The sequence below is a fragment of the Flagellimonas taeanensis genome (assembly GCF_003584105.1).
Lineage (GTDB): Bacteria > Bacteroidota > Bacteroidia > Flavobacteriales > Flavobacteriaceae > Flagellimonas > Flagellimonas taeanensis.
This window is the reverse complement of record NZ_QXFO01000027.1, coordinates 457,455-480,157: the sequence shown is the minus strand read 5'-3', so window position 1 is coordinate 480,157 and position 22,703 is coordinate 457,455. Positions and strand designations below refer to the sequence as shown.

Genomic DNA, 22,703 nt, shown 5'->3' with positions numbered 1-22,703 from the left:
CTGCGAAGCAACACCGGTGAACAATGGGTCGCTACCCGCATTTACACTTACCGTAATATTGTAAGTCTGCGGACCATCCACCAAGACATCATCAACACCTGTAACGGTTACTGTCTGTGCAATATTGAAATTCCCTGGAGTGAATGTTAGCTGAGCAAGATCTACTGTACCTTCACCAATATCACCAGAAACTATATCCAAAATGACATCGGTCAAGGGCTCATTGTCTAGAACAATAGAAAAAGAATCGGTAGTGCCATCTTCAGAGGTCTCCGTTGAACCATCTGATTCAGTTATGGTAAAACCGGGAATTTCGTCATCCGCATTTTCTACAGAAATCTGTTGGGGTAAAACACCCAAGTACAATGGATCACTTCCCGCATTTACACTGACTGTAATATTGTAAGTCTGTGGACCATCTACAATTGCATCATCAACACCTGTGACCGTAACTGTTTGTGGAGTATCCCAATTAGCATTGGTAAAGGTTAATTGTAGTAAGTCAACAGTCCCCTCACTAGTATTTCCTGACACAATGTCAAGTATCACATCAGTTAGAGGCTGAACATCCAAAACAACGGTAAAAGTATCTGTGGTACCGGATTCGGAAGTGGTAGTCACTCCGCCATCCTCAACTATTGTGAAGTTTTCCTGCCCATACCCCATCCCCATACTACAAAGTGCTCCCAAAAAGAACAGGAATTTCCGTTGACCGAGAAGGGTCAAACATACAGAAGCGGTTTTTTTCAACAAAGACAACATGGCCTATTCAATCCGTTTGGGGTTCGTTCAATTGGCCAAGCAAGTGTAGGTAATTTGGGAGGAGTCAATATTACAAAAAAGGCAAGGAATGCCCCAAGCAATCTGTTTAAATCTCTATTTAATCGGATGAACTGTCCGCCCGGTCCGCTAAACCGCCGCGGAGCTGGTTTCGGCCTCTGGACTTATCTTTTTCACCAAGCCCTGGAGCACTTTGCCCGGTCCCACTTCCACAAAAGAGGTTGCGCCGTCCTTGACCATTTGCTGCACGCTTTGGGTCCATTTTACGGGAGCTGTGAGCTGCAGGATCAGGTTCTTCTTGATGGCATCGGCATTGGAAACGGCCGTGGTGGTCACGTTCTGATATATGGGGCAACTGGGCACGTTGAACTGGGTGGCCTCAATGGCCGCAGCGAGCTCTTCGCGGGCCGGTTCCATCAACGGGGAATGGAACGCACCACCAACGGGCAGCAACAAAGCCCTTTTGGCTCCGGCTTCCTTCAGTTTTTCACAGGCGATGTTCACGGCGTCCACCTCTCCGGAAATGACCAACTGTCCGGGACAGTTGTAATTGGCAGGAACCACGATCCCTTCCACTCCGGCACATACGTCTTCCACTATCGCATCATCCAACCCCAAAACGGCCGCCATGGTACTGGGTTTGATCTCACAGGCCTTCTGCATGGCCAAGGCCCGCTGGGAGACCAGTTTCAATCCGTCCTCAAAATTAAGGGTGCCATTGGCCACCAAAGCGGAAAACTCGCCCAAGGAATGTCCGGCCACCATGTCCGGCCTGAAATTTTCCCCAAGCACCTTGCCCAAGATCACGGAGTGCAGGAAAATGGCCGGCTGGGTCACTTTGGTCTGCTTCAGGTCTTCGGCTGTGCCCTCGAACATAATATCGGTGATGGAAAAACCAAGGATATCATTGGCCTTTTCAAACAGTTCCTGTGCCAAGGAATGGTTTTCGTAGAGGTCCAGGCCCATACCTGTAAACTGTGCGCCTTGTCCAGGGAAAATATATGCGTTCATAGTGGTCGAGTTTTTTTTGAGTGGGACAAAAATAGGGATAATTTGGAGGATTGGATGGTTAGATTGTTGGATTATTGGAGGGGAGACTTGGTTATTCTTCCTTGAACCAACTGGCATATTTTACATAGTTGTTGGCGATACGGTCTATTTCTCCCGAACTGAGCTCGGGACTGATGTCCTTGATTTTTTTGGCGGGCATACCGGCATAAATGCTGTTGGCTTCCACATGGGTGCCCTTGGTGACCACGGCCCCAGCGGCAATGATGGAATTGCTTTCCACCACACAATCGTCCATAATGATGCTGCCCATGCCCACCAGCACGTTGTCCTTGATGGTGCAGCCGTGCACGATGGCATTGTGTCCTATGGAAACATTGTCCCCAATGGTCGTTGGGGATTTTTGATAGGTACAGTGGATCACGGCCCCATCCTGCACGTTCACCTTGTTGCCCATTTTGATGAAGTGCACATCGCCACGCAGCACGGCATTGAACCAAACGCTGCATTGGTCGCCCATGGTGACCTCGCCCACTATGGTGGCATTTTCAGCAATAAAACAATCGTTTCCAATGACCGGGGATATGCCTCTAATGGATTTCAAAATCATAGTTATTCTGTTTGATCTTACAAAATTACATCACTGCGAAGACATCTCGACTGCGCTCGATGTGACAGCAACTGGATTTCTTCTTTTTAGCCTGCAATTACTGAAAATACGACAACAGTTCGGCTTTTTTGGAGGCGGAAACCGAGAGTTCCTTGCCGTTGGAGAGAATCACACTCCCCCCCTTTCCTTTTTTATATTTTACCACTTCGGCCACGTTCACCAGATAGGATTTGTGTATGCGGGCAAAGGGATAGGGCTGAAGGGCATCCTCAAAATATTTCAGGGTCTTGCTCACCACTATTTTCTTCTTTTCCAGATAGATTTCGGTGTAGTTGTCGTCCGCTTTGCAGAAAAAGATATCGCCCACATCCAAGATCTGGAAGCCATCCTGTTGGGGCAAGGTAATCTTCCCTTCTGCCTTGATGGGCTTCGTCTTCAACACCTGCCCTTCCAACGCGTTTTCCTTTTCCTTGATGGCCCTGACGTATTCCACGGCCTTGACCAGTTCGTCAATATTGATGGGCTTCATCAAATAATAGGCCGCATGGTGGTTGAGCGCGTCCATGGCATATTGGTTGTAGGCGGTCACAAAAATGGTCTCAAAACTGCGTTCGGGAAGTTGGTCCAACAGGTCAAAGGCATTCCCAAAGGGCATTTCCACATCCAAAAAAACGATATCCGGTGTGTGCTTTTGGATGAGTGCCAGCCCTTCCTCAATGTTGGCCCCTTCGCCCAAAAGTTGTACCCCTTCGCAATATTTGCCCAAATAGTTCCGAAGAATCTCTCGGCTATTGGCCTCGTCCTCCACGATGATTGCTCGCAGTTCCATCATTGTTTCTTGAGTTTTAGGGACACTTTGGTCCCGGTCCTGTCCGAATTGAGGTCCGTTATGGAGACGTCCACCCGGTTTTTGTACATATCGTTCAGAATCTGGATACGTTTCTTGATGTTGCCCATCCCCTTCGATTTTTGCTTGCGTTGGTTGTTGGTCTTCAATGCTGCGGATTGTGTACGCCCGATGCCATTGTCCATAACCACGATCTCCAACATGTTTTCGGTGACCTGGGCGACCTCTATCCTCAAAAAGCCCTTCGTTTCCCTATAGCGCAGCCCGTGCCAAATGGCATTTTCGATGTAGGGCTGGAGCAACATGGGCGGAATCTGATAGGCATCAATATCGATTTTTTGGTCCACGTTGATCTCATAATCGAACTTGTCCGCAAAGCGGGAGTGCTCCAATTTCACATAGAGTTCCAGCAGGTCCAATTCCTTGGCAAGGGGTATGAAGTCCTCCTCAGAGTTTTCCAGCACACTGCGCATCAGCACGGAGAATTCGCTCAAAAATCGGTTGGCACTGCGCTCATCACTTTTTGCGATATAATTGTTCACTGAGTTGAGCGCATTGAAAATAAAGTGTGGGTTCATTTGGGTCCGGAGCGATTTGAGTGCCAGTAAATTGTTGGCCAACTTCTGCTGACGGTTGCTCCTGTAGTACAAAAATGCAGTGAAGGCCATCAACAATATCCCAAAACCAAGCGAATAGATGATCCATTTCTGGCGTTTGCTGGTCTCTTCGTACAATTGTTGTTCGGTCACGGCCAAGCTGTATTTGCTTTGGTTCAGTTCCCGTTCCTGCTCCAAACTCGAAATACGGTTCTGTGTATTGGCGATTTCGCGGTTGAACCGGGCCGCCCTTGAAATTTCCTGCTCCTTTCTCACGTATAGACTGTCCACCACGGCCACATAATCTTGATAGGATTCCAGGGCTTTGGTGAAATCGCCCTTGTTCCGGTACACTTCCGAAAGTTTGCGGGTGGCATCTTTTTGGATTACCAAATCATCGTCCTTATCGGCTTCCACAATACTTTTCTCGAGATAGGGAATGGCCTCGTCCAACTTATCCTGGGCAATATAGGCACTGGCAATCTTGTAGTTGATCCGTTGCGAAGTAATGGTATCAGCACCCGACAAGGCCTTACTTTCCCTAGGCACACTAGGTGGGGAAAGTTGCTTGAGTTCGTTCAAGCTTTTCTTCCGCTGCTGGATCTCGTCATTATATCGACTCTTTTGATTGTAGAAATCCGCCACGCGTTCACTCTCTTGGATCAATCGTTCGGGTGCGACTTTTTTGGAAAGGTCCAACGAGTTTCGGTAAAATCCTTCGGCCTCCACCTCTCTATCCTCGCTGGCAAAGGCATCTGCCATTTTGGAATTCAGGTCGATGATCTTGGGGGAAATCTGGTTTTTTTCGGCAATCATCAAACCCTGGTTGTAATATCCTTGGGCCTCCTTTATTTTTCCCATTCCCTTACTGGCATCTCCAAGGGCCTCGAAGAGTTCCACCCGTTGATAGGGCACCATGTTTTTTTCCTCAATCAAGGGAATAAGGATCGATACCGCATTTGCGTTTTCCCCGTTCTGCAAATAGGCTTGCCCCAATAGCAACTTGGTCCTATTGGATGCCATCGCTGTAAGGGCATCCTTAAAATTGTCAATGGCCAGATCGTATTGCTTGTGGTACAGGTAGATTTCACCCAAAGTCCTCAGGGATTGGGCAAGTTCCCTTTTGTTGCCCGATGTCCCCAAAGGTTCCATGGACTGGGCCACGAAATCGATACTTTTTTCCAGGCTGTTTTTTTTATAAAAGTTGGCAGAGTCCAATAGTCGTTGATGGTCCATTGCCACATTCCGTGATCTAGCGGATGCGCTTTCCCTCTTTTTGGAGCTTGCCCTTCCATATCCTTCTACCAAAACATCCACATCTTCACCGGAAGTGATCCTGTGCCGCACCGTTTCAATCTCTGGGCTTTCAAAAATAAGTAGGTCCCCAATGGAAGCCCTGATCTTGAATTCTCCCAAACTATTGGTCGTGGTATATTTTCCCCTGTCCGTGGACACCTCTACCCCAGAAATAGGCACATAGTTTTCCTTGCCCTTCACAGAGCCCTTGATCTCCACCTCGCCACTGTTTTGTCCTACTTGGGACATAGCGGTCAGGCTGGTCATCAACAAACAGATAAATAGGTATGCCCTTTTGATCATAGTTGAAGTAAACTTAGTTCATCCCAAGCGTATTAAAAAATGCATTTTTAGGGAAAAGGGTTCAAATACGCCTCGATTTTGCCCCTTTACAAAGTCATTCGGTCCGTTGGCTCATTCCGGATGACACTTGGCTCATTCTCGGTTTTTATTGCAAAAAGATGCCGATACTTTTAGGCCAACATTTAAAAACATTGCATCATGAAACATTTGAATAAAGTATTGGGAACAGCATTTGCCCTTATGGCCTCCGGTGCCAGTTATGGTTGCAACCTCAAAGCCCAGGAAAAAGAAAATACGGTGTTGGTGACCCAATCCATTGTGGAAAAACCGAGCAAGCATTTTGTAAAGATCGCTTTGTTGCTCGATACCAGTAATAGTATGGACGGACTCATCAACCAAGCAAAAGCGCAGTTGTGGGACATTGTGAACGAGTTTACGCATGCCAAATGCGGCAACGACACCCGACCCATGCTTCAAATTGCCCTCTATGAATACGGAAACGACAATCTTTCTTCCCGCGAAGGGTACATCCGTCAGGTATTGGGATTTTCAGATGACCTGGATGAAATTTCGGAAAAACTCTTTTCCTTGACCACCAACGGCGGTGAGGAATACTGCGGTGAGGTCATTCAAACTTCACTGAAACAATTGGATTGGGGCAAGAATGCCGATGACCTTAAAATGATCTTCATTGCAGGAAACGAACCCTTCACCCAAGGCAAATTGAATTATAGGGATGCTGCGGCCAACGCCAAGGAAAAGGATGTGATCGTGAACACCATTTTCTGTGGAAATTTTCAACAGGGCATAAACACCGAGTGGAAAAGTGGCGCTTCTTTGACCGGAGGGGAATACATGGCCATTGACCACAACCAACAGGTGGTCCACATCAACACGCCTTATGACGATGTCATCATCAAACTGAATTCCAAATTGAACAACACCTATATCTCCTACGGTTCCCTTGGGTATGAGAAAAAGGCCCTGCAGAGCGCACAGGACAGCAATGCAGCCGAACTGGAAGAAGTGGTCGTGGTAAAACGGGCCGTGAGCAAAAGTTCACGATTGTACAAAAACACACAGTGGGACCTTGTGGACGCCGTTGAGGACGATGAGGACGTGCTTACCCGCCTGAAGGAAGAGGACCTGCCCAAAGAACTCAAAGGAAAGTCCAAAGGTGAGATCAAGGCCTATGTTGATGACAAAAAAGCGGAGCGTGAAAAAATCCAAAAGGAAATCCAGGAGTTGAACGCAAAGCGTGAGGCTTACATCGCCCAAAACCAAAAAGAGGAAAAAGGCGAACTGGAAAACGCCATGCTATCGGCCATTAAAAACCAAGCTTCCAAGAAAAATATGAAGTGGGATTAGATTGTTGAACCACAGAATGAAAATGGTCCATCCTATCGATGGGCCATTTTTAGTTATTGGCCGCGGGGCAGTAACAATCGTACCGCTTGCCCTGATCGCTCTGTCCAAAGTCATAGCCCAAGGTAATCTGGTGGAACCCGCCGTTATCAAAACGGATATCCCCGGATTGGTAGGAATAATTGTAGGAAAACAGGAACCGGTTCACATTGACCCCCACAATCGGAGTGAACAACTGCAAACGTTGCTCGCCAAAAGTTCCATTGGATTGGTACTGGGCCCCATCGAAACTCCTACGGTAGGACAGTCCCGCCCAGACCGTACCGAAGCTTACATCTTTGTACACCTTGGCGTTCAGGTCCACTGTTTTTTCTTTGGTATAATCCGTCATCTGGAACAGGATGGACGGTTCCACCCTAGTATTGCGTCCAAACACATAGCCTGCGGATAACAGATACCTTCTCAAATTATCAAATTCTGCGGCGCTGTATAGATCACGACCACTCCCCAAAATATTCAAAATGGCGGCATGCGCATAAAACTCCAAGAAATTATAGGACGCTCCCAGGTCCACATTGAAATAACTTACCGTGTTCTTTACCCCAGTCACTGCTGGATCGGGGATGATGGACCGGAATTCAGTCTCGTCCAAGCTGCTCAAGATCACTCCGGCACTAAGTCCGAACGAGAGTTGGTTCAACGTCCTGAAATCACCACCCAATTGCAAGTGATGGGCATAGGTCCCCTTAAACCCTGTTTGGGAATGGTATCCGTTAGAATCATTGAAAAGAATGGCGCCAATACCGCTGCGTTCCCCTACCCTGGAGTTGATGTTGAAGGTTTGAAGACTGGGTGCCTCATCCACATTGAACCATTGTTTTCTTGCGGTAAGACGTATCTTGGTGCCCTCCCCAATCCCTGCCATGGACGGATATACCAAGTAATAGTTATCTGCCAGATAATCAAAATATACCGGGATTCCTTCTTGGGCCTTGGCCATACTGCCAAAAAGAAGGGCTATGATAATCGAGGTTAGACTGCGTCTCATCTGACGATAGGGGCTATAGGTGTGATTTATAGGTAATCAAACATTTAGATAACGGTCGATAAGATACATTATTATATAATGTTGCAGTACATCCCAACTATTGGTATTTTTGCAGGAAAGATTCGCCATGAAAGAATATAACATCACTATTGTTGCCACGAACAATCCAAAGATCATCAAACTGGAGGCCAATCATTTTTTGGTCAAGGGCAACTACGAATATAAGAACATTGATGAGGCCAAGAATTCCCCCTTGGCCCAACAACTTTTCTATCTACCGTTCATAAAAACGGTCTATATCGCCAGCAATTTCATAGCCTTGGAACGATTTGACATCGTGGACTGGCAAGATGTAAAGGATGATGTGGCCCAGCAATTGGTGGAGTACCTGAATGCAGGGGAACCCATTGTAAATGAAGACCAGGACCTTAAGAAACAGCCTGTTTCGGTGTATGCGGAAGTGACACCTAACCCGGCCGTGATGAAATTTGTGTGCAACAAGCGCATCGTCCCCGCGGTCTTCGAGTTCAAGAACATCGATGAAGCCAAGGATTCCCCATTGGCCAAGGCCCTTTTCCACTTCCCGTTCGTCAAAGAGGTATTCTTTGATGAAAACTATGTTTCGGTGACGAAATATGAGGTGGCCGATTGGGAAGAGATCAATATGCAGTTGCGCGAGTTCATCCGTGACTTTTTGGGTGATGGGAAAGAGGTCGTGTCAGCTGAGGCCATCCAAAAGACCAAGGAAACTGTAACCGAAAACAATACACAATCCCAATACGATGACACGTCCAAACAGATCATCGACATTTTGGAAGAGTATGTGAAACCCGCCGTGGCCAGTGATGGCGGCAACATCATGTTCCAATCCTACGAGGAAGCCAGTGGCACCGTGAGCGTCATTCTTCAAGGAGCTTGCAGTGGTTGCCCTTCATCCACCTTTACGCTGAAGAACGGCATCGAGACCATGCTCAAGAACATGATGGGCGACAAAGTACGGGAAGTAGTGGCCTTGAACGGCTAATTTTAAGGGATTTCCTTGCCCTATTGTGGTCAAAATTTGGTAAATTGAAGGAAATTAAAAAACATTGACCATGGCAGTTTTAAAAGTTATCGAAGTATTGGCAAACTCTAGTGTAAGTTGGGAAGAAGCAACAAAGAGCGCATTGGAGCAGGCCTCAAAATCAGTAAAGAACATCCGTTCGGTATATGTGAACGAACAGAGTGCCACCGTAAAAGATGGCAAGATCGATGATTACAGGGTCAACGTCAAGATTACTTTTGAAGTAAAATGACCTAGACCCGACACAATGAACGCGTCCTAAAACTAGGACGCTTTTTTTATGTCCAAAAACCATTTACCTAAACACAGAAATTTTCAACCCTCAAAACAAGCAACGTGGCCCACAAACACACCAATGCCCTCATTCATGAGACCAGCCCCTATCTTTTGCAGCATGCTCACAATCCCGTGAACTGGGAGGCATGGGGGCCAGAGGTCCTGGAACGTGCACAAAGGGAGGACAAGCTTCTCGTCATCAGTATAGGGTATGCTGCCTGCCACTGGTGCCATGTGATGGAAAAAGAGTGCTTCGAAAACGAAGATGTGGCCAAAGTGATGAACGGAAATTTCATCAATATCAAAATTGACCGTGAGGAACGGCCCGATGTGGACCAAATCTACATGGATGCCATCCAAATGATCTCGGGACAAGGAGGCTGGCCCCTTAATATCGTTGCCCTTCCCGATGGCAGACCGTTCTGGGGTGGCACCTATCTCCCAAAAGACGGTTGGACAAATGTGCTGCAACAACTGACCGAACTCTACGACAAGGATAGGGAAAGGGTCAAGCAATACGCCGCCGACCTCGCCAATGGTCTCCACGCCATCAACTTGGTGGAACCGTCAAAAGATAAGGACCTGTTCCCATTGGAACAATTGGAGGAAGCCGTTGAAAACTGGTCGAACCATTTTGACACTTTTTTGGGCGGACACAAGCGCTCACCCAAGTTCATGATGCCCAACCACTGGGACTTTTTACTGCATTACGGCACCGCCAAAAACAAACCCGAACTGCTCGAATTTGTGGACACGACCCTTACCCGAATGGCCTATGGTGGAGTCTATGACCATGTGGGTGGTGGGTTTTCACGATATGCTGTGGACATCAAATGGCACGTGCCCCATTTTGAAAAAATGCTCTACGACAACGGACAGTTGACAAGTCTCTATGCCAAGGCCTACGCCGCCACCAAGAATGAAACCTACAAAGAAGTGGTCGAAGGAACAATTGCCTTTGTGACCGAGGACCTCATGGACAACAACGGTGGTTTTTACTCTTCCTTGGATGCGGATAGCTTGGATAAAAATAGGGAACTGAAAGAAGGTGCCTTTTATGTGTGGACAAAAGAGGAATTCACCGAGTTTTTGGGAACCGATCTTGACCTTTTTCAGGACTATTTCAACATCAATTCCTATGGCCTTTGGGAAGAAGAAAACTATGTGCTGATCCGGGACAAGTCCGATGAAGAAATTGCCAAAAAGCATGGGATTTCCATTGCTGACTTGAAAAATCGAATGAAGAACGCCCTGATCCTTTTGAAAATGGAAAGGAGCAAACGTTCCAGACCTCGATTGGACGACAAGATCCTGACCTCATGGAATGGGTTGATGCTGAAGGGCCTTGTGGATGCCTTCAGGTATCTCGATAATGAGGATTATTTGGCACTGGCACTCAAAAATGCACAGTTTATGGAACGGGAATTGATCAAGGAAGACTTTTCCCTATATCGGAGCCACAAGAACGGAAAGAGCTCCATCAATGCTTTTTTGGAGGATTATGCCACGGTGATCGAGGCTTTTTTGGCTCTGTATGAGGTCACATTTGACGAAAAATGGCTCAAGTTGGGCAAAAATCTGCTGGAACACACCCGTCTCCATTTTTTTGACGGAGCTTCCGGAATGTTCTTTTATACTTCGGACAAGGATCGATCGCTTATCCGAAGAAGCATCGAGACCAATGACAATGTGATTTCCTCCTCCAATTCCATCATGGCCCAGAATCTGTTCAAAATTCACAAGATCTTTCCCGAAGAAGGTTATGGTAATTTGGCCAAACAGATGCTCAAAAACGTGCAGAAGGATTTTTTGCGAACTGCACACGGGTTTTCCAATTGGCTGCATTTGGTGCTTTTTTACCATCTGGATTTTTATGAGATTGCCATAGTAGGCGAGGATTATAAAGCCATGGCACTGGAAATTGGCAAAAAGTATATCCCGAACAGTTTTATGATAAGCTGTGAAAAAGAGGGCCACATCGATCTATTGAAAAACAGGCATGTGAAAGACAGGACATTGGCCTACGTGTGCCTTGGGGGTGCCTGCAAACTTCCCGTTGCAACACCTGATGAAGTATGGAAGGAAATACATCCGTCCACCGAATAACATTTGCTTACATTTTAATTTTTTTATATCATTTGAACATTCAATTACGGTAACACAAAAACAAAAAAACCATTATGAAAGAATTGGAAAATTACCAAGAGTATGCTGACAAAGCCATTGAGTGGGCCCTGGGCATGCTTCCCAACCTGGTGCTTGCCATCATCATCTTTTTTGTCGGCCTATGGGTCATCAGGTTCATCAACAAGCTAGTAAAGCGCTTTTTTGACAAGAAAGAATATGATCAAACCTTGGAATCCTTTCTGCAAAGTTTTATCAGCATCACCTTGAAATTCCTTCTTTTTGTGCTGGTAGTGACCCAATTGGGCGTCAAGACCTCATCCCTGGTGGCCATAGTAGGTGCCGCAGGCTTGGCCATTGGTTTGGCCCTGCAGGGATCTCTGGCCAATTTTGCTGGGGGAGTGCTCATCTTGATATTCAAACCGTTCAAGGTCGGGGACTTCATTTCTGCCCAAGGCATTGATGGTACTGTCAAGGAAATCTCCATTTTCAATACTAAACTGAGTACTTTCGGCAACCAGATCGCCATCATCCCCAATGGCCAATTGTCCAATGGGAATATTGTCAACTTTAATATGGAAGATACCCGCAGGGACAAGATCGACATTGGTATCGGTTATGGATCCAACATCAAGGAAGCCAAAGATATTTTGCTCAAAATCTGCGCGGACAATCCCAGTATCAACACAGAACCCGCTCCTGAAGTATATGTGGGCGAACTGGCGGACAGCTCGGTGAACCTAACCCTACGTTTTTGGGCCAACAACGATGTGTTCTGGCCGGCCCATTTTTATGTGATCGAACAGGCCAAATTGCAATTTGATGCCGCTGGAATAGAAATCCCGTTCCCACAAAGGGTCATGCACAAGGTGGATTAGTTTTTTTTCTTACTCTGGAGCACAAAGTCCTTCAGATAATACGGTTCAAAATAGGCCACATCCTCAAACTGTTTGGCCTGATATTTTTGGTAAGCTATAGGTCCCATCTGTGCTGCGGATGGGACTATTCCCCCATCAAAATGAAAGTTGGGATGCTGTAGGACATCTTTGCATTTATGGGCACCGCTACCTATGACGAACACCTTTCTGTCCGACACAAAATCTGCAAATGAGCTTTCTGTGATGATTTCTGCACGGGTCTCCCTGATTTCCTCATAATTCCCATCGTACACGCAGGAATAGACCTCCATTCGTCTTGCATCGAGGACCGATATGGCCAATTCACCCTTTTCCAGTTTTACCTGATGGGCCATGCCCTGCAAAGTGGGTACCGAAATCAGGGGAATATCCAAGGAGAAACAAAGTCCCTTGGCCGATGAGACCCCGATCCGAAGACCCGTATAGGATCCAGGTCCTTTGCTGATGGCCACGGCATCAAGGTCTGAAAATGACAAAGAAGCCTCTTCCAAGGCTTCTTTGATAAACACGTGTAATTGTTCCGAGTGCGAATAGTCCGCCGCATTGTTCTCCTTCAGGGAAATGGTCTCATTACCCTTGGAAATGCTCACGGAGCAATTGGTGGTAGCTGTTTCTAAATTGAGTATTATGGCCATAGCGGCCACAAAGATACTAGTTTAGGGTAATGGGCATGCCAAAATAGAACTCCAAAATTTTCAGCCTGAAGATATAATCGTACTTGGTACGGATCACATCGGCCTGTGCATTGTCCACCCTTGCCTGTGCCTGGCCGAAATCGAAAGCGTTCATCAAGCCATTGTCATAACGTTCCTTGGCATATTCCAGGGCCAAACTACGTGCTTCCAATGTCTTCAGGGCTGCTTCATAGGCCTTTTCAAATGTGCTGACATCCACGTAGGCCTGTTGGATGGTATTCTCAAGGTCCAATTTGTCTTGCTCCAATTGCAACTTTGCCTTTTCCAGACTAATGGTGGAGCGTTTCACATTGTTTCGGGTGCTCCATCCATTGAAAATCGGGATGTTCAATTGCGCACCGTAGCTTATACCATCAAAGATCCACAACTGATCGGTCAAATTCGGAGTATAGCTCCCCCCGTTCCCATCCGGGATCTGGGTAACATCGGAATACCTTGTTCCATATTGGAAGAAAGCCCCAATTGTGGGCAAATAAGCCCCTTTGGCAATTTTAAGGTCTTCCTTGGCCAATTCCACATTGGATTCGGAGAGCTTAATGTCATTCCTGAATGTCAACGACTTATCAAAAATAACCTTTGCGGAATTTTTTAGAATGTCCGAAGGTGGAATATCAAACTCCTGCTCGGCTATATCAAAATTTTCGTAATCCGTGATTTGCAACAATTGGGCAAGGTTCACACGGGCAATCAATACGTTTCCTTCCCCGTTTACAATCTGCTGTTGTTGATTGGCTGCCGTGGCCTCAATTTCCAACAGGTCACCCTTTGGCAATACGCCAGACTCCACCAATTCCTTCGTACGCTTCATATCCTGTTCGGTCACGGCGTATTGTGCCTGGAAGGTCTTTAACTGTTCCTTACCCGAAAGCACTTGTAAATAAGCATTGGCCACGTTCAACCGGATATCGTCCTTTAGATTGTCCAGACGGTACTGGTTGGCAATAGCGTTCATCTTTGCCCGGTTCATTTGGTACACATTACGGAGTCCATCGAATAGGGTAATATTCGAAGTCAGGCTTGCATTCACGTTGAACGCTGTACTGTTCGTGGGCAAGTTGTTCGTAGGATTGATGGAAAAACCTGTATTGCTCGATGCCGATGTAGATCCACTCAAACTTGGGAGAAAATTTCCCAAGGCATCGGACTTATCGATCTTTGCATTTTCCAGGTCCAGTTCAAACTGCTCTATGGTCAAATTGTGCTCCACTGCGTATTCCACACATTCCTGAAGGGTCCACTTGCGCACTTGGGCACTGGACATAAGAACGGTGAACAACAACAGTAAGGTCGTTATGCTTCTTTTCATTCGTTTTTTGATTTTCGTTTGTTCACTATTTTGATCGATCGTCATCAATTCACGTCGTCAGATTTCTTTTCCAACTTGTTCCACACCTTGATCTTGGCATCTTCTTCAATGCCGGATACCACTTCCACATCAATCCCATCACTTACGCCCAATTCAAGTTCTTTACGCTCAAACTTGTTCTCGGCAACCTCAACCTCCACATAAGGTTTTTCGGTGTCCTTGTCAAATTGTAAAAGGGCCTCTTTTATGGACAGTACGTCTTTCTTCTCTTCCAAAACAATGGAGGCATTGGCACTGTACCCAGCACGTACATAGGCTGTGCTATCGGGGATGGCAAGGTCTCCCTCTATCTTGAACTGGACAGCTCCTTCCTCCTCTACTCCTTTTGGGGCGATGAACTTCAACTTGGCATCAAACTTTTGTGACTCCAAAGCTCCCAAACTGATTTCCAAGGGCATGCCCACACTCAATTTACCCACTTCGGCCTCGTCCACTTCCCCTTCGAAGATCATTCTGGTCATATCTGCAATGGTGGCAATGGTGGTACCATCATTAAAGTTGTTGCTTTGGATTACCTGATCCCCTTCTTTAACTGGGATTTCAAGAATGGTCCCGGATACGGTCGCGGTGATGTTGGTATTGGCGGTAACAGACCCGCCTGCAGAACCTTTTCTAATGATCTGGTAATCGGCCTGTGCATTTTTCAGTTCCTGTACCGCTTGATCATAACTCAGTTTCAAGGTGTTGAAATCTTGACTAGAAATTACACCTTTGTCAAAAAGGGCTTTGTTCCTATCATACTCTATCTTAGTATTATTCAATGACAGTTCTGCGGTGCGTACCCTTCCAGCCGCTTGGTTCAACGATTGCTCATTTGGCACTACCTTGATGACCGCGATGAGGTCGCCCGCCTTGACCTTCACTCCTTCTTCCAAAAGAATCCTATCTATGATCCCTGATATTTGGGGTTTTATATTGATCTCATCCTCTGGAATGACCTTTCCGGTAACGATTACTTTATTGACGATGTCCTTTCGCTCAGGGGACTCGGTCTTGTAGAGTTCCACAGGTGTACTGTTCTGTTTTAAAAAGTAAACAATGGCAGCCATTATTCCTATGACCACTGCTCCGATCAATACGTACTTTACATACTTGTTCATTATTGCTTATTTGATTTCGTTATTTATTTGTGTTGATTGTTCTATTCTTCTCTCAATGCTTCTATGGGCCTGATCTTTACGGCTCTGTTGGCGGGCAAAAGCCCTATGAGCACACTTAGTCCCACCATCAATAAAAATGATATGACGAACTGGGGAATACTGATCATGGGGTTCACGAAGGGAAAATCGTCACCACTGCCCCACATGGAATTCATGATGGACAATATCCCAACGGAAATGGCGAATCCCACCAATCCGGCAAATGCAGTCAATACGATGGCCTCCAGCAAGATCTGGCGCTTTACTATTTTGGGTGTGGCCCCAAGTGCCCTTCTTACCCCTATTTCCTGGGTCCTTTCCTTTACAGTGATCAATAGGATGTTGCTGATGGCTATTACTCCCGCCAAGAGGGTAAAGATGCCTACAAAAAAGGAAAAGCCTTGGAGCACTGTGGTAAAGGCACTGATGTTATTGAATATCTCCGACATGTCAAAACTGCCAATGGCACGTTCATCCTTTGGATGGATATCATATTTGACCTTCAAGATGTCCTTGATCTGCCTTTCCACAACGGCCACCTTGGTGTCGGGTTCCACGGCTATGGCCATCCATCCCATGCGATCCCCTGAATTGAATGCTTTCTGAAAGGTGGTAAAGGGAATGAAAACGGCATTTTCGCCATCGATGTTGATATTGTTGTTGGGTTTATACATGCCCACTACGGAAAAATACACCCCATTGATACGTATGTCCTGACCAATGGCTTTTTCCCCTTTTTCAAAGAGCAGCTTATAGGTTTCCTCGCCGATGACACACACTTTTTTGGAATGGTCGATATCGGTCTGGTTCAAGAACCTGCCCTCTACCAATTTCTTCTTGGTGATGTCGTCTATTTCAGGAAAATCCCCATAAACGGCAGAACCGCTTGTCCTCCCATTACGGTATACGGTCACTGTATTGCTGTGTCCCGACAACTCTATACGGGGGGCCAACACTTCGATTTCAGGAATCTGCTTTTTGAGGATCTCCGCATCCTCTATTTTATATTGGATCCTTCTTCCCCTCTCAAAACCTTTGTAGGGCTCTGATGTGGATTGTCCCCAAACAAAAAGACTATTGGAAGCGGTTCCCGCAAAGATCTTGTTGAACCCATTGCTCATTCCATTGGCAGAGCCCAATAGCAGCACCAAAATGATCATGGCGAAGATGACTCCCAACATGGTCAAAAAGGTCCTGAACATATTCTTGCCCAGGGTATGAAAAATTTCTATCCACAAGTCCCTATCAAATAACCACATAACTATTTATCACTTAGTGCAACAATGGGTTTAACATTTGCAGCTTTCATTGCTGGGATCAACCCCGCCAATACGCCCGCAACGATCAATATAATGGTAGCTGTCACCACTGTAGAAAGGTTTACCGATGGATTACTGAATGCTGGTGTTTGGAACATGGGGCCCAATGCAGCCAAGATTATCCAGGCAAAAAACAGTCCCACAAAGCCTGAAAGTGAGGTAATGAACACCGATTCCAAAAGGACCAGATTAATGATTTGGCGCGGTCTAGCACCGAGTGCCTTTCTCACCCCAATTTCCTTGGTCCTTTCCTTGATCGTGAACACCATGATGTTTCCAATGCCCACAATCCCTGCTATCAGTATCAAAAAGCCCACGCCAATACCAATTCCCTTCAATACGGCAGTAAAGCTGCTGATGTTCTCAAAAGCCTCAGCATAGTTCCAGACATACAGTCCCGCTTGATCATCCGGGTCTATTTTATGTCTTCTTTTCATCAGGTCTTCCAACCTTCTCGAAAACTCCAATGCCTTTGTAAGATCATAGGTGGGGTTATAGGTAAGCGCGATCATGTTAATGTCATTGGTATTACCATAGATCCGCTGATAGGTGCTTATGGGTGCATATATCCTACGCTCAGCATTGTCATCGCCATCGTCCGTAAAAATCCCGATCACTCGGAAAGGCAACCCGTTGAATTCCACAAATTTTCCCAAAGGATCTTCTTGCTTAAAGAGATCCTCTGCCACCTTTCTGCCGATAACGGCCACTTTGGCCTTGTTGATTACATCCGCCTCGTTGACATATCGTCCCGCAACCACCAAGGTCTTTTCTATGGCTTGGTGATCTGGATGGGTCGCCTGAACTGTATAGGAACCGGTCTCACTCTTATATCTAGCAGTGGCATTGGCATTGTACCTGGCACTGATGTATTCGATATCTTCAGGAAAGCTTTGCCTGATGTACTCAACGTCATCATTTTTGAGTTGGATCCTTCTACCCGCTTCAAAACCGGCATAAGCTTCGGAAGTGGTTCCGGGACGAACAAATATGGAATTGGTGGCATCGTCATTGAACTGTCCCACAAAGCCGTTCTGCATGCCGTTTACGGAGGCCAAGAGCATTACTAGGATAAAAATGGCCCACCCTACGGAAAAACCGGTCAAGAAGGTCCTTAGCTTATTGGTCTTAAGCGTATTGAATATTTCCTGCCAAACGTCGCGATCAAACATACTGCTCAGCCCTTACTTGTTCTATTTTTTTGTCCTCGACGATCACGCCATCCTTCAGGTGCACAATACGTTTGCACATGTGTGCGATGTCCTCTTCGTGGGTCACCACCAAAATGGTGTTACCTTCGTCATTGATCTTCTGGATCAGGTCCATGACCTCATAAGAGGTTTTACTGTCCAAAGCTCCAGTTGGCTCATCCGCCAAAAGCACCTTGGGTTCTGCCGCCATGGCCCTGGCTATGGCCACCCTTTGTTTTTGTCCTCCCGATAGCTCACTGGGCAAATGCGTAGCCCAAGGTTTCAGTCCCACTCTATCCAAATATTTCATCGCCTTTTCCTGACGTTCCTTTCTGGGGACTTTTTGATAATATAGTGGTAGTGCCACATTCTCAAGGGCACTTTTATAATTGATCAAGTTGAACGATTGGAAGATAAACCCCAAAAATTTATTTCGATATTGGGCTGCTTTGGTCTCGCTCAGGTTTTTGATGGGCACACCATCCAAGGTATATTCCCCGGAATCGGCCCCGTCCAACATCCCTAAAATATTGAGCAAAGTGGATTTTCCCGATCCTGAAGACCCCATGATGGCCACTAGTTCGCCATCGTCCACTTTAAAATTTATCCCTTTCAACACATGAAGGGAGTTGCTCCCCATTCGATAGGATTTATGAAGATCTTTGATTTCTATCATGATTGGTGATGTTAGCTCTCTTTTTTAACCTCTGCTTGTAAGACAGGCAAGTTGTTAAATTGTTACAAGAATTATTGAAATTTTTTGTTAAATGATCCCTAGTTATTTTGTTCAGTGGCGATTGCATTCCAAATTTTGACCTTATCATTTGCCGTTACCCCAGATTTCACCTCGACGTAAATACCATCGCTGACACCCAGTTCCACATCCCTGCGCTCAAATTTTTGGGCTGCGGTCTCCACCTCCACAAATGGTTTTTTGGTATCGTTGTCAAACTGTACCAAGGCCTCTTTTAGGGCCAAAACGCTATCGGCCCGGGCCAGTATGATGGAAGCATTTGCACTAAGGCCCGCCCTTATGAAGGTAGTGTCCCCTTTTTTCAAGGAGCCCTTGATCTCGAACTGGATGGCTCCGTTTTCCTCTTTCCCCTTGGGTGCGATATAGTCCAGTACCGCATCAAAGACACGGTTCTCTATGGCCCCAACAGTGATTTCCAAGGGCAGGTCTTCTTTTATTTTGCCCACCTCAGATTCATCCACTTTGCCCTCGAAAATCATTTTATCCACATCGGCAATGGCAGCAATAGTGGTCCCTTCGTTGAAATTATTGCTCTCGATGACCTGGTTCCCCACTTCAACGGGCACCTCTAGGACCATGCCGCTCACCGTGGCACGGATCATGGTATTGGCCGCACTACTGAGACCGCTCGTGGTTCCGGTCTTCACGATATCGTATCGCTTGTTGGCCGCACCATAGGCCTGCTTGGCCTGATCATAGGCCACCTGTGCCCTGTCCATATCGGCCCGGGATATGACCCCTTTGCTAAAAAGTGTGGATTGGCGTTCGTAATTTCTTTTTTGATCCTCCAGATTGATCTTCGCCTCATCAATGGCGTTCCTTGCATCGTTAAGAGCAGAAAGATTGGGCACTACCTTTATCTTGGCCAAGAGGTCGCCCGACTTGACAAAATCTCCACCTTCCACAAAGATCTCCTCAATGACCCCCGAGATGTTCGGTTTGATCAAAACTTCTTCCAAAGGAAGAATGCTTCCCGTAGCCACGGCCTTTTTCACTATGGTCTGCGTGGAGGGTGTCTCTGTTTGATAGACCACCGGATCTTCTGCGTTCTTCTGGTAGAGATAGTACATGGAGCCACCGAACACGATCACGATGAGCAACAAGATGGCAATGGTTACCGACTTTTTCATTGTATTGTATGATTTATTTGATTGATTTTACTGTTATTCTGTTCGTAATGCCTCAATGGGCCGTACCCTAATCGCGCTTTGGGCCGGGATGAAACCTGCCAGCAGACCGGACACCATCAAAATGATCAGTGCCCCTGTGACCACACCAACGCTCACGCTCGGACTCATGAACATATCCACTGGCCCCACACTGTCCAATAGGGAATTGATCCCATAAATGACCAATGACCCAAAAATGATGCCTACCATCCCTGAAATAATGGTGAGGAATATGGATTCCATCAGTATTTGTTTTTTGATGGACCAAGGTTGTTCGCCCAGGGCCCTGCGGATGCCAATTTCCTTGGTGCGTTCCTTCACCACGATGAGCATGATGTTGCTCACCCCGATAATGCCCGAGAGCAGCACCATGATTCCCACGATATAGGCGACCGCTTTTAATGCCCCGAACAGGCTTTCCACCCGGTTGTACTGTTCATACAGGTCAAAATAGCCTATGGCACGGTTGTCATCAGGATGGACCTTGTGCCGTTTTTTCATTTCGTCGATGATCTTGTCCTTGAGTTGGGAAATGGAACTTCCATCATTTGCGGTGATAGCCATCCAACCCACATTCTCCCCTTGGTTGAAGGCCTGCGAGAACGAAGTGAAGGGCACAAAAATTTCCTTTTGTCCTTCTTCTCCCCCACCGCTGTTGTTCTTTTTATAGGTACCGATCACCATAAAGTTCACCCCTTGGATCTTGATGTAGCTCCCCAACACTTCCTCGTCCTTTTCATAGAGATCGTTCTTGACCCCCAGCCCGATCACGGCCACTTTCCTTTTTTCATCAATATCATTATAATTGATGAACCTTCCAGAGGTCACTGCCATGGGATCCTGGTTGATGATTTCCGGATAATCCCCATACACATTGAAGGCCCCGGTCCTAATTCCCTTGACCACATTATTGTTCCCACCAAATCCTCCCAACTGGTTCCTCGGGGATATGAACCTTAAATTGGGCACATTGTCCCTAATGGCCTGCACATCGCTTATCTTAAAATTGAACCCCCTTCCTTGGGGCAGTCCTTCGTAGGCCTTGGTAGTGGCCCTTGTCCACATGAACATGGTGTTCGTGGCCGTATCGCCAAAGTCCTGCTTTATGCCGTTTTCAAGTCCCTTGCCCGCCGCGAGCAGCACGATCAGTATAAAAATCCCCCAACACACGCCGAAAGCCGTGAAGATGGTACGCCACACATTACTGGTGAGCACCTCCAGGATTTCCCGCCATCTATCCTTGTTGAACATATTGTTTGTTTTTATCGGATTGTTTATTCATCACGCAAGGATTCGATCACCTGCACCTTGGCCGCTCTCCATGCCGGCACAAAACCGGCCAAGGTTCCCGCCAATATGAGGACCAGGACCGTGGAGAAGGCCACATTGAAGTTGACGGATGGGTTGAGCACATAATCCACTTCGATATTGGGGCCCACCAGTTCGAGCAGGGCCATACTGAATATCAATCCCGTGAACCCTGAAATGGCGGTCACAAAAATGGACTCGTGCAAAATCATCGCAATGATGGACCATGGCTTGGCCCCAAGTGCCTTTCGAATACCAATTTCCCGGGTCCGTTCCTTCACCACGATCATCATGATGTTGCTCACGCCCACCACTCCGGCAATGATGGTGCAGATACCGACGAACCAGAAAAAAAGTTTTATGTTGTTGGTGAGCCCATAGTAGCGCTTGGCCTCTTCCATGGCACTCCATACTTCCATAGCACCCGTATCGTCCGGAGCAACAGTATGGGTCTGCTGTAGGTATTCCCGGATGTCGTCCTTGAAATTGATGGCCTGGGCCACTGCTTCGTCAAAGTTTTCCACAGGAGGCAGGGTAAACGACATGTTGTTGATCCTGTTACCGCCATTGAACGCCTTTTGTGCAGTGGTTATGGGAATATAGATGCGCTCCTCTTCCCGATCTTCCATTTCCTTATAGACCCCGATGATCTTGAATGGGATGCCGGATATATCCACAAACTCACCAATTGGGGTTTCCACTTTGTTGAATACGTCCTTCTTGATCTTGTTACCGATGACGGCCACCTTGCCAGCGGAAACTTCGTCTTGGTAATTCATGAAACGACCCTCTAGCATGGAAGCGTTTTCTATGAACTGGAAATCTGAGGCAACTCCCTGCACCCCATAGATGAGGGCCTCTTTGCCGTAATTTACAGTGACCCCACGGACAAAGATTCGGGATGATCCTCGTTCGATGGTATTATTGAACATGGCACTGGCTTTGTCAAAATTCTCATTGACGAACTGGATACGCCTTCCCGGATTGAGGCCCTTGTATTCCTTTGAGGTCACTCCGGGCCACACCCAGACACTAGTGGACGCATCCTCCTTGAATTCCTGTTCGATACCATTGCGCATACCCTGTCCAAAACCCAAAAGAATGACGAGAATGAAAATTCCAGAGGCCACGGAAAGGCCTGTTAAAAAGGTGCGTAGTTTGTTCTTTCGTATGGTGTCAAATATTTCTTGCCACCTTTCCAAATCAAACATAGGTCAGTGTTTTTTGATTGATGAAGTACTGTTGTACCCCTATAAGATAACCAAAAACACCAAATGTTACAGTTGTAGCTAAAAAAATGCTGGTTAGGGTCCTTAGCCCCTCATCTTTCTATAAATAAAATAGAACAGTCCGGCTACCAATAAATAGGGAAAGGCCATGAGGTACACTATCCCATTGTTGATACCCTCCGCGGTCTTGCCGTCGGCCTCACTCTCCACTACCGCGCGGCACATGGCACACTGGGCATCCGCAAGAGACGGAAACGCCAACAGGAACAACAGTAAAAGGAGGTGTTTTGCTTTCATGACT

General features: G+C 46.7%; 21 protein-coding genes. 5 read left to right on the top strand and 16 right to left on the bottom strand.

What is annotated here, in order from left to right:
* The 5 genes from D2V93_RS17360 to D2V93_RS17340 all read right to left on the bottom strand — a co-directional run.
* On the bottom strand, positions 1-762 hold a 762-nt coding region (locus tag D2V93_RS17360), incomplete at its 3' end, for a hypothetical protein (RefSeq protein ID WP_220473648.1).
* Between the two features lie 147 nt (positions 763-909).
* Positions 910-1,791, bottom strand: coding sequence for an ACP S-malonyltransferase (gene fabD / locus D2V93_RS17355; protein ID WP_119620297.1), 882 nt, complete (start codon positions 1,789-1,791; stop codon positions 910-912).
* Between the two features lie 91 nt (positions 1,792-1,882).
* Positions 1,883-2,398, bottom strand: a complete 516-nt coding sequence (locus D2V93_RS17350; protein ID WP_072878295.1) for a gamma carbonic anhydrase family protein — start codon at positions 2,396-2,398, stop codon at positions 1,883-1,885.
* A 97-nt stretch (positions 2,399-2,495) separates the two neighbouring features.
* Entirely contained in the window at positions 2,496-3,227 is a 732-nt protein-coding gene (locus D2V93_RS17345; protein ID WP_072878691.1) for a LytR/AlgR family response regulator transcription factor, read from the bottom strand.
* Positions 3,227-5,440 (bottom strand): tetratricopeptide repeat-containing sensor histidine kinase, encoded by a 2,214-nt coding sequence (locus D2V93_RS17340; protein WP_119620296.1) that lies wholly within the window; start codon positions 5,438-5,440, stop codon positions 3,227-3,229. The genes D2V93_RS17345 and D2V93_RS17340 overlap by 1 nt, the downstream gene beginning before the upstream one ends.
* Before the next feature lie 198 nt (positions 5,441-5,638).
* On the opposite strand from D2V93_RS17340, the gene D2V93_RS17335 reads away from it, so the two are divergent.
* Positions 5,639-6,808, top strand: a complete 1,170-nt coding sequence (locus D2V93_RS17335; protein WP_119620295.1) for a vWA domain-containing protein — start codon at positions 5,639-5,641, stop codon at positions 6,806-6,808.
* Between the two features lie 49 nt (positions 6,809-6,857).
* Here D2V93_RS17335 and D2V93_RS17330 read toward each other — a convergent pair whose 3' ends face one another.
* Positions 6,858-7,853, bottom strand: coding sequence for a PorP/SprF family type IX secretion system membrane protein (locus D2V93_RS17330; RefSeq protein WP_119620294.1), 996 nt, complete (start codon positions 7,851-7,853; stop codon positions 6,858-6,860).
* 127 nt (positions 7,854-7,980) lie between these two features.
* On the opposite strand from D2V93_RS17330, the gene D2V93_RS17325 reads away from it, so the two are divergent.
* The 4 genes from D2V93_RS17325 (at position 7,981) to D2V93_RS17310 (ending at position 12,194) form a co-directional block, all read left to right on the top strand.
* The gene (locus D2V93_RS17325) at positions 7,981-8,877 is read left to right on the top strand and encodes a NifU family protein (protein WP_119620293.1); all 897 of its coding nucleotides are present in this window, start codon (positions 7,981-7,983) and stop codon (positions 8,875-8,877) included.
* A 70-nt stretch (positions 8,878-8,947) separates the two neighbouring features.
* A complete protein-coding gene (locus D2V93_RS17320) occupies positions 8,948-9,148 on the top strand; it encodes a dodecin family protein (RefSeq protein WP_072878285.1) in 201 nt (66 codons plus the stop codon).
* Positions 9,149-9,252: 104 nt separating this feature from the next.
* Entirely contained in the window at positions 9,253-11,298 is a 2,046-nt protein-coding gene (locus D2V93_RS17315; RefSeq protein WP_119620292.1) for a thioredoxin domain-containing protein, read from the top strand.
* 74 nt (positions 11,299-11,372) lie between these two features.
* Positions 11,373-12,194, top strand: coding sequence for a mechanosensitive ion channel family protein (locus D2V93_RS17310; protein ID WP_072878281.1), 822 nt, complete (start codon positions 11,373-11,375; stop codon positions 12,192-12,194).
* Here D2V93_RS17310 and tsaB read toward each other — a convergent pair.
* From tsaB to D2V93_RS17260, 10 genes are all read right to left on the bottom strand, one after another.
* Positions 12,191-12,868, bottom strand: coding sequence for a tRNA (adenosine(37)-N6)-threonylcarbamoyltransferase complex dimerization subunit type 1 TsaB (tsaB, locus tag D2V93_RS17305; RefSeq protein WP_119620291.1), 678 nt, complete (start codon positions 12,866-12,868; stop codon positions 12,191-12,193). The two genes, D2V93_RS17310 and tsaB, sit on opposite strands and share 4 nt — an antisense overlap.
* A gap of 16 nt (positions 12,869-12,884) precedes the next feature.
* Positions 12,885-14,234 (bottom strand): TolC family protein, encoded by a 1,350-nt coding sequence (locus D2V93_RS17300; protein ID WP_119620319.1) that lies wholly within the window; start codon positions 14,232-14,234, stop codon positions 12,885-12,887.
* Positions 14,235-14,278: 44 nt separating this feature from the next.
* Complete coding sequence (locus D2V93_RS17295) at positions 14,279-15,394, bottom strand: efflux RND transporter periplasmic adaptor subunit (protein WP_119620290.1); 1,116 nt, start codon at positions 15,392-15,394, stop codon at positions 14,279-14,281.
* Between the two features lie 41 nt (positions 15,395-15,435).
* A complete protein-coding gene (locus D2V93_RS17290) occupies positions 15,436-16,635 on the bottom strand; it encodes an ABC transporter permease (RefSeq protein ID WP_245978285.1) in 1,200 nt (399 codons plus the stop codon).
* Between the two features lie 59 nt (positions 16,636-16,694).
* Positions 16,695-17,924: an ABC transporter permease gene (locus D2V93_RS17285; RefSeq protein ID WP_119620288.1), complete on the bottom strand. Its 1,230-nt coding sequence runs from the start codon at positions 17,922-17,924 to the stop codon at positions 16,695-16,697.
* Complete coding sequence (locus D2V93_RS17280; protein ID WP_119620287.1) at positions 17,917-18,618, bottom strand: ABC transporter ATP-binding protein; 702 nt, start codon at positions 18,616-18,618, stop codon at positions 17,917-17,919. The genes D2V93_RS17285 and D2V93_RS17280 overlap by 8 nt, the downstream gene beginning before the upstream one ends.
* Positions 18,619-18,716: 98 nt before the next feature.
* A complete protein-coding gene (locus D2V93_RS17275) occupies positions 18,717-19,826 on the bottom strand; it encodes an efflux RND transporter periplasmic adaptor subunit (protein WP_072878263.1) in 1,110 nt (369 codons plus the stop codon).
* 33 nt (positions 19,827-19,859) lie between these two features.
* Positions 19,860-21,116, bottom strand: a complete 1,257-nt coding sequence (locus D2V93_RS17270; protein ID WP_072878260.1) for an ABC transporter permease — start codon at positions 21,114-21,116, stop codon at positions 19,860-19,862.
* 23 nt (positions 21,117-21,139) lie between these two features.
* Positions 21,140-22,384 (bottom strand): ABC transporter permease, encoded by a 1,245-nt coding sequence (locus D2V93_RS17265; protein WP_119620286.1) that lies wholly within the window; start codon positions 22,382-22,384, stop codon positions 21,140-21,142.
* Positions 22,385-22,486: 102 nt separating this feature from the next.
* Positions 22,487-22,699, bottom strand: a complete 213-nt coding sequence (locus D2V93_RS17260; RefSeq protein ID WP_119620285.1) for a hypothetical protein — start codon at positions 22,697-22,699, stop codon at positions 22,487-22,489.
* Between the last annotated feature and the right edge of the window lie 4 nt (positions 22,700-22,703).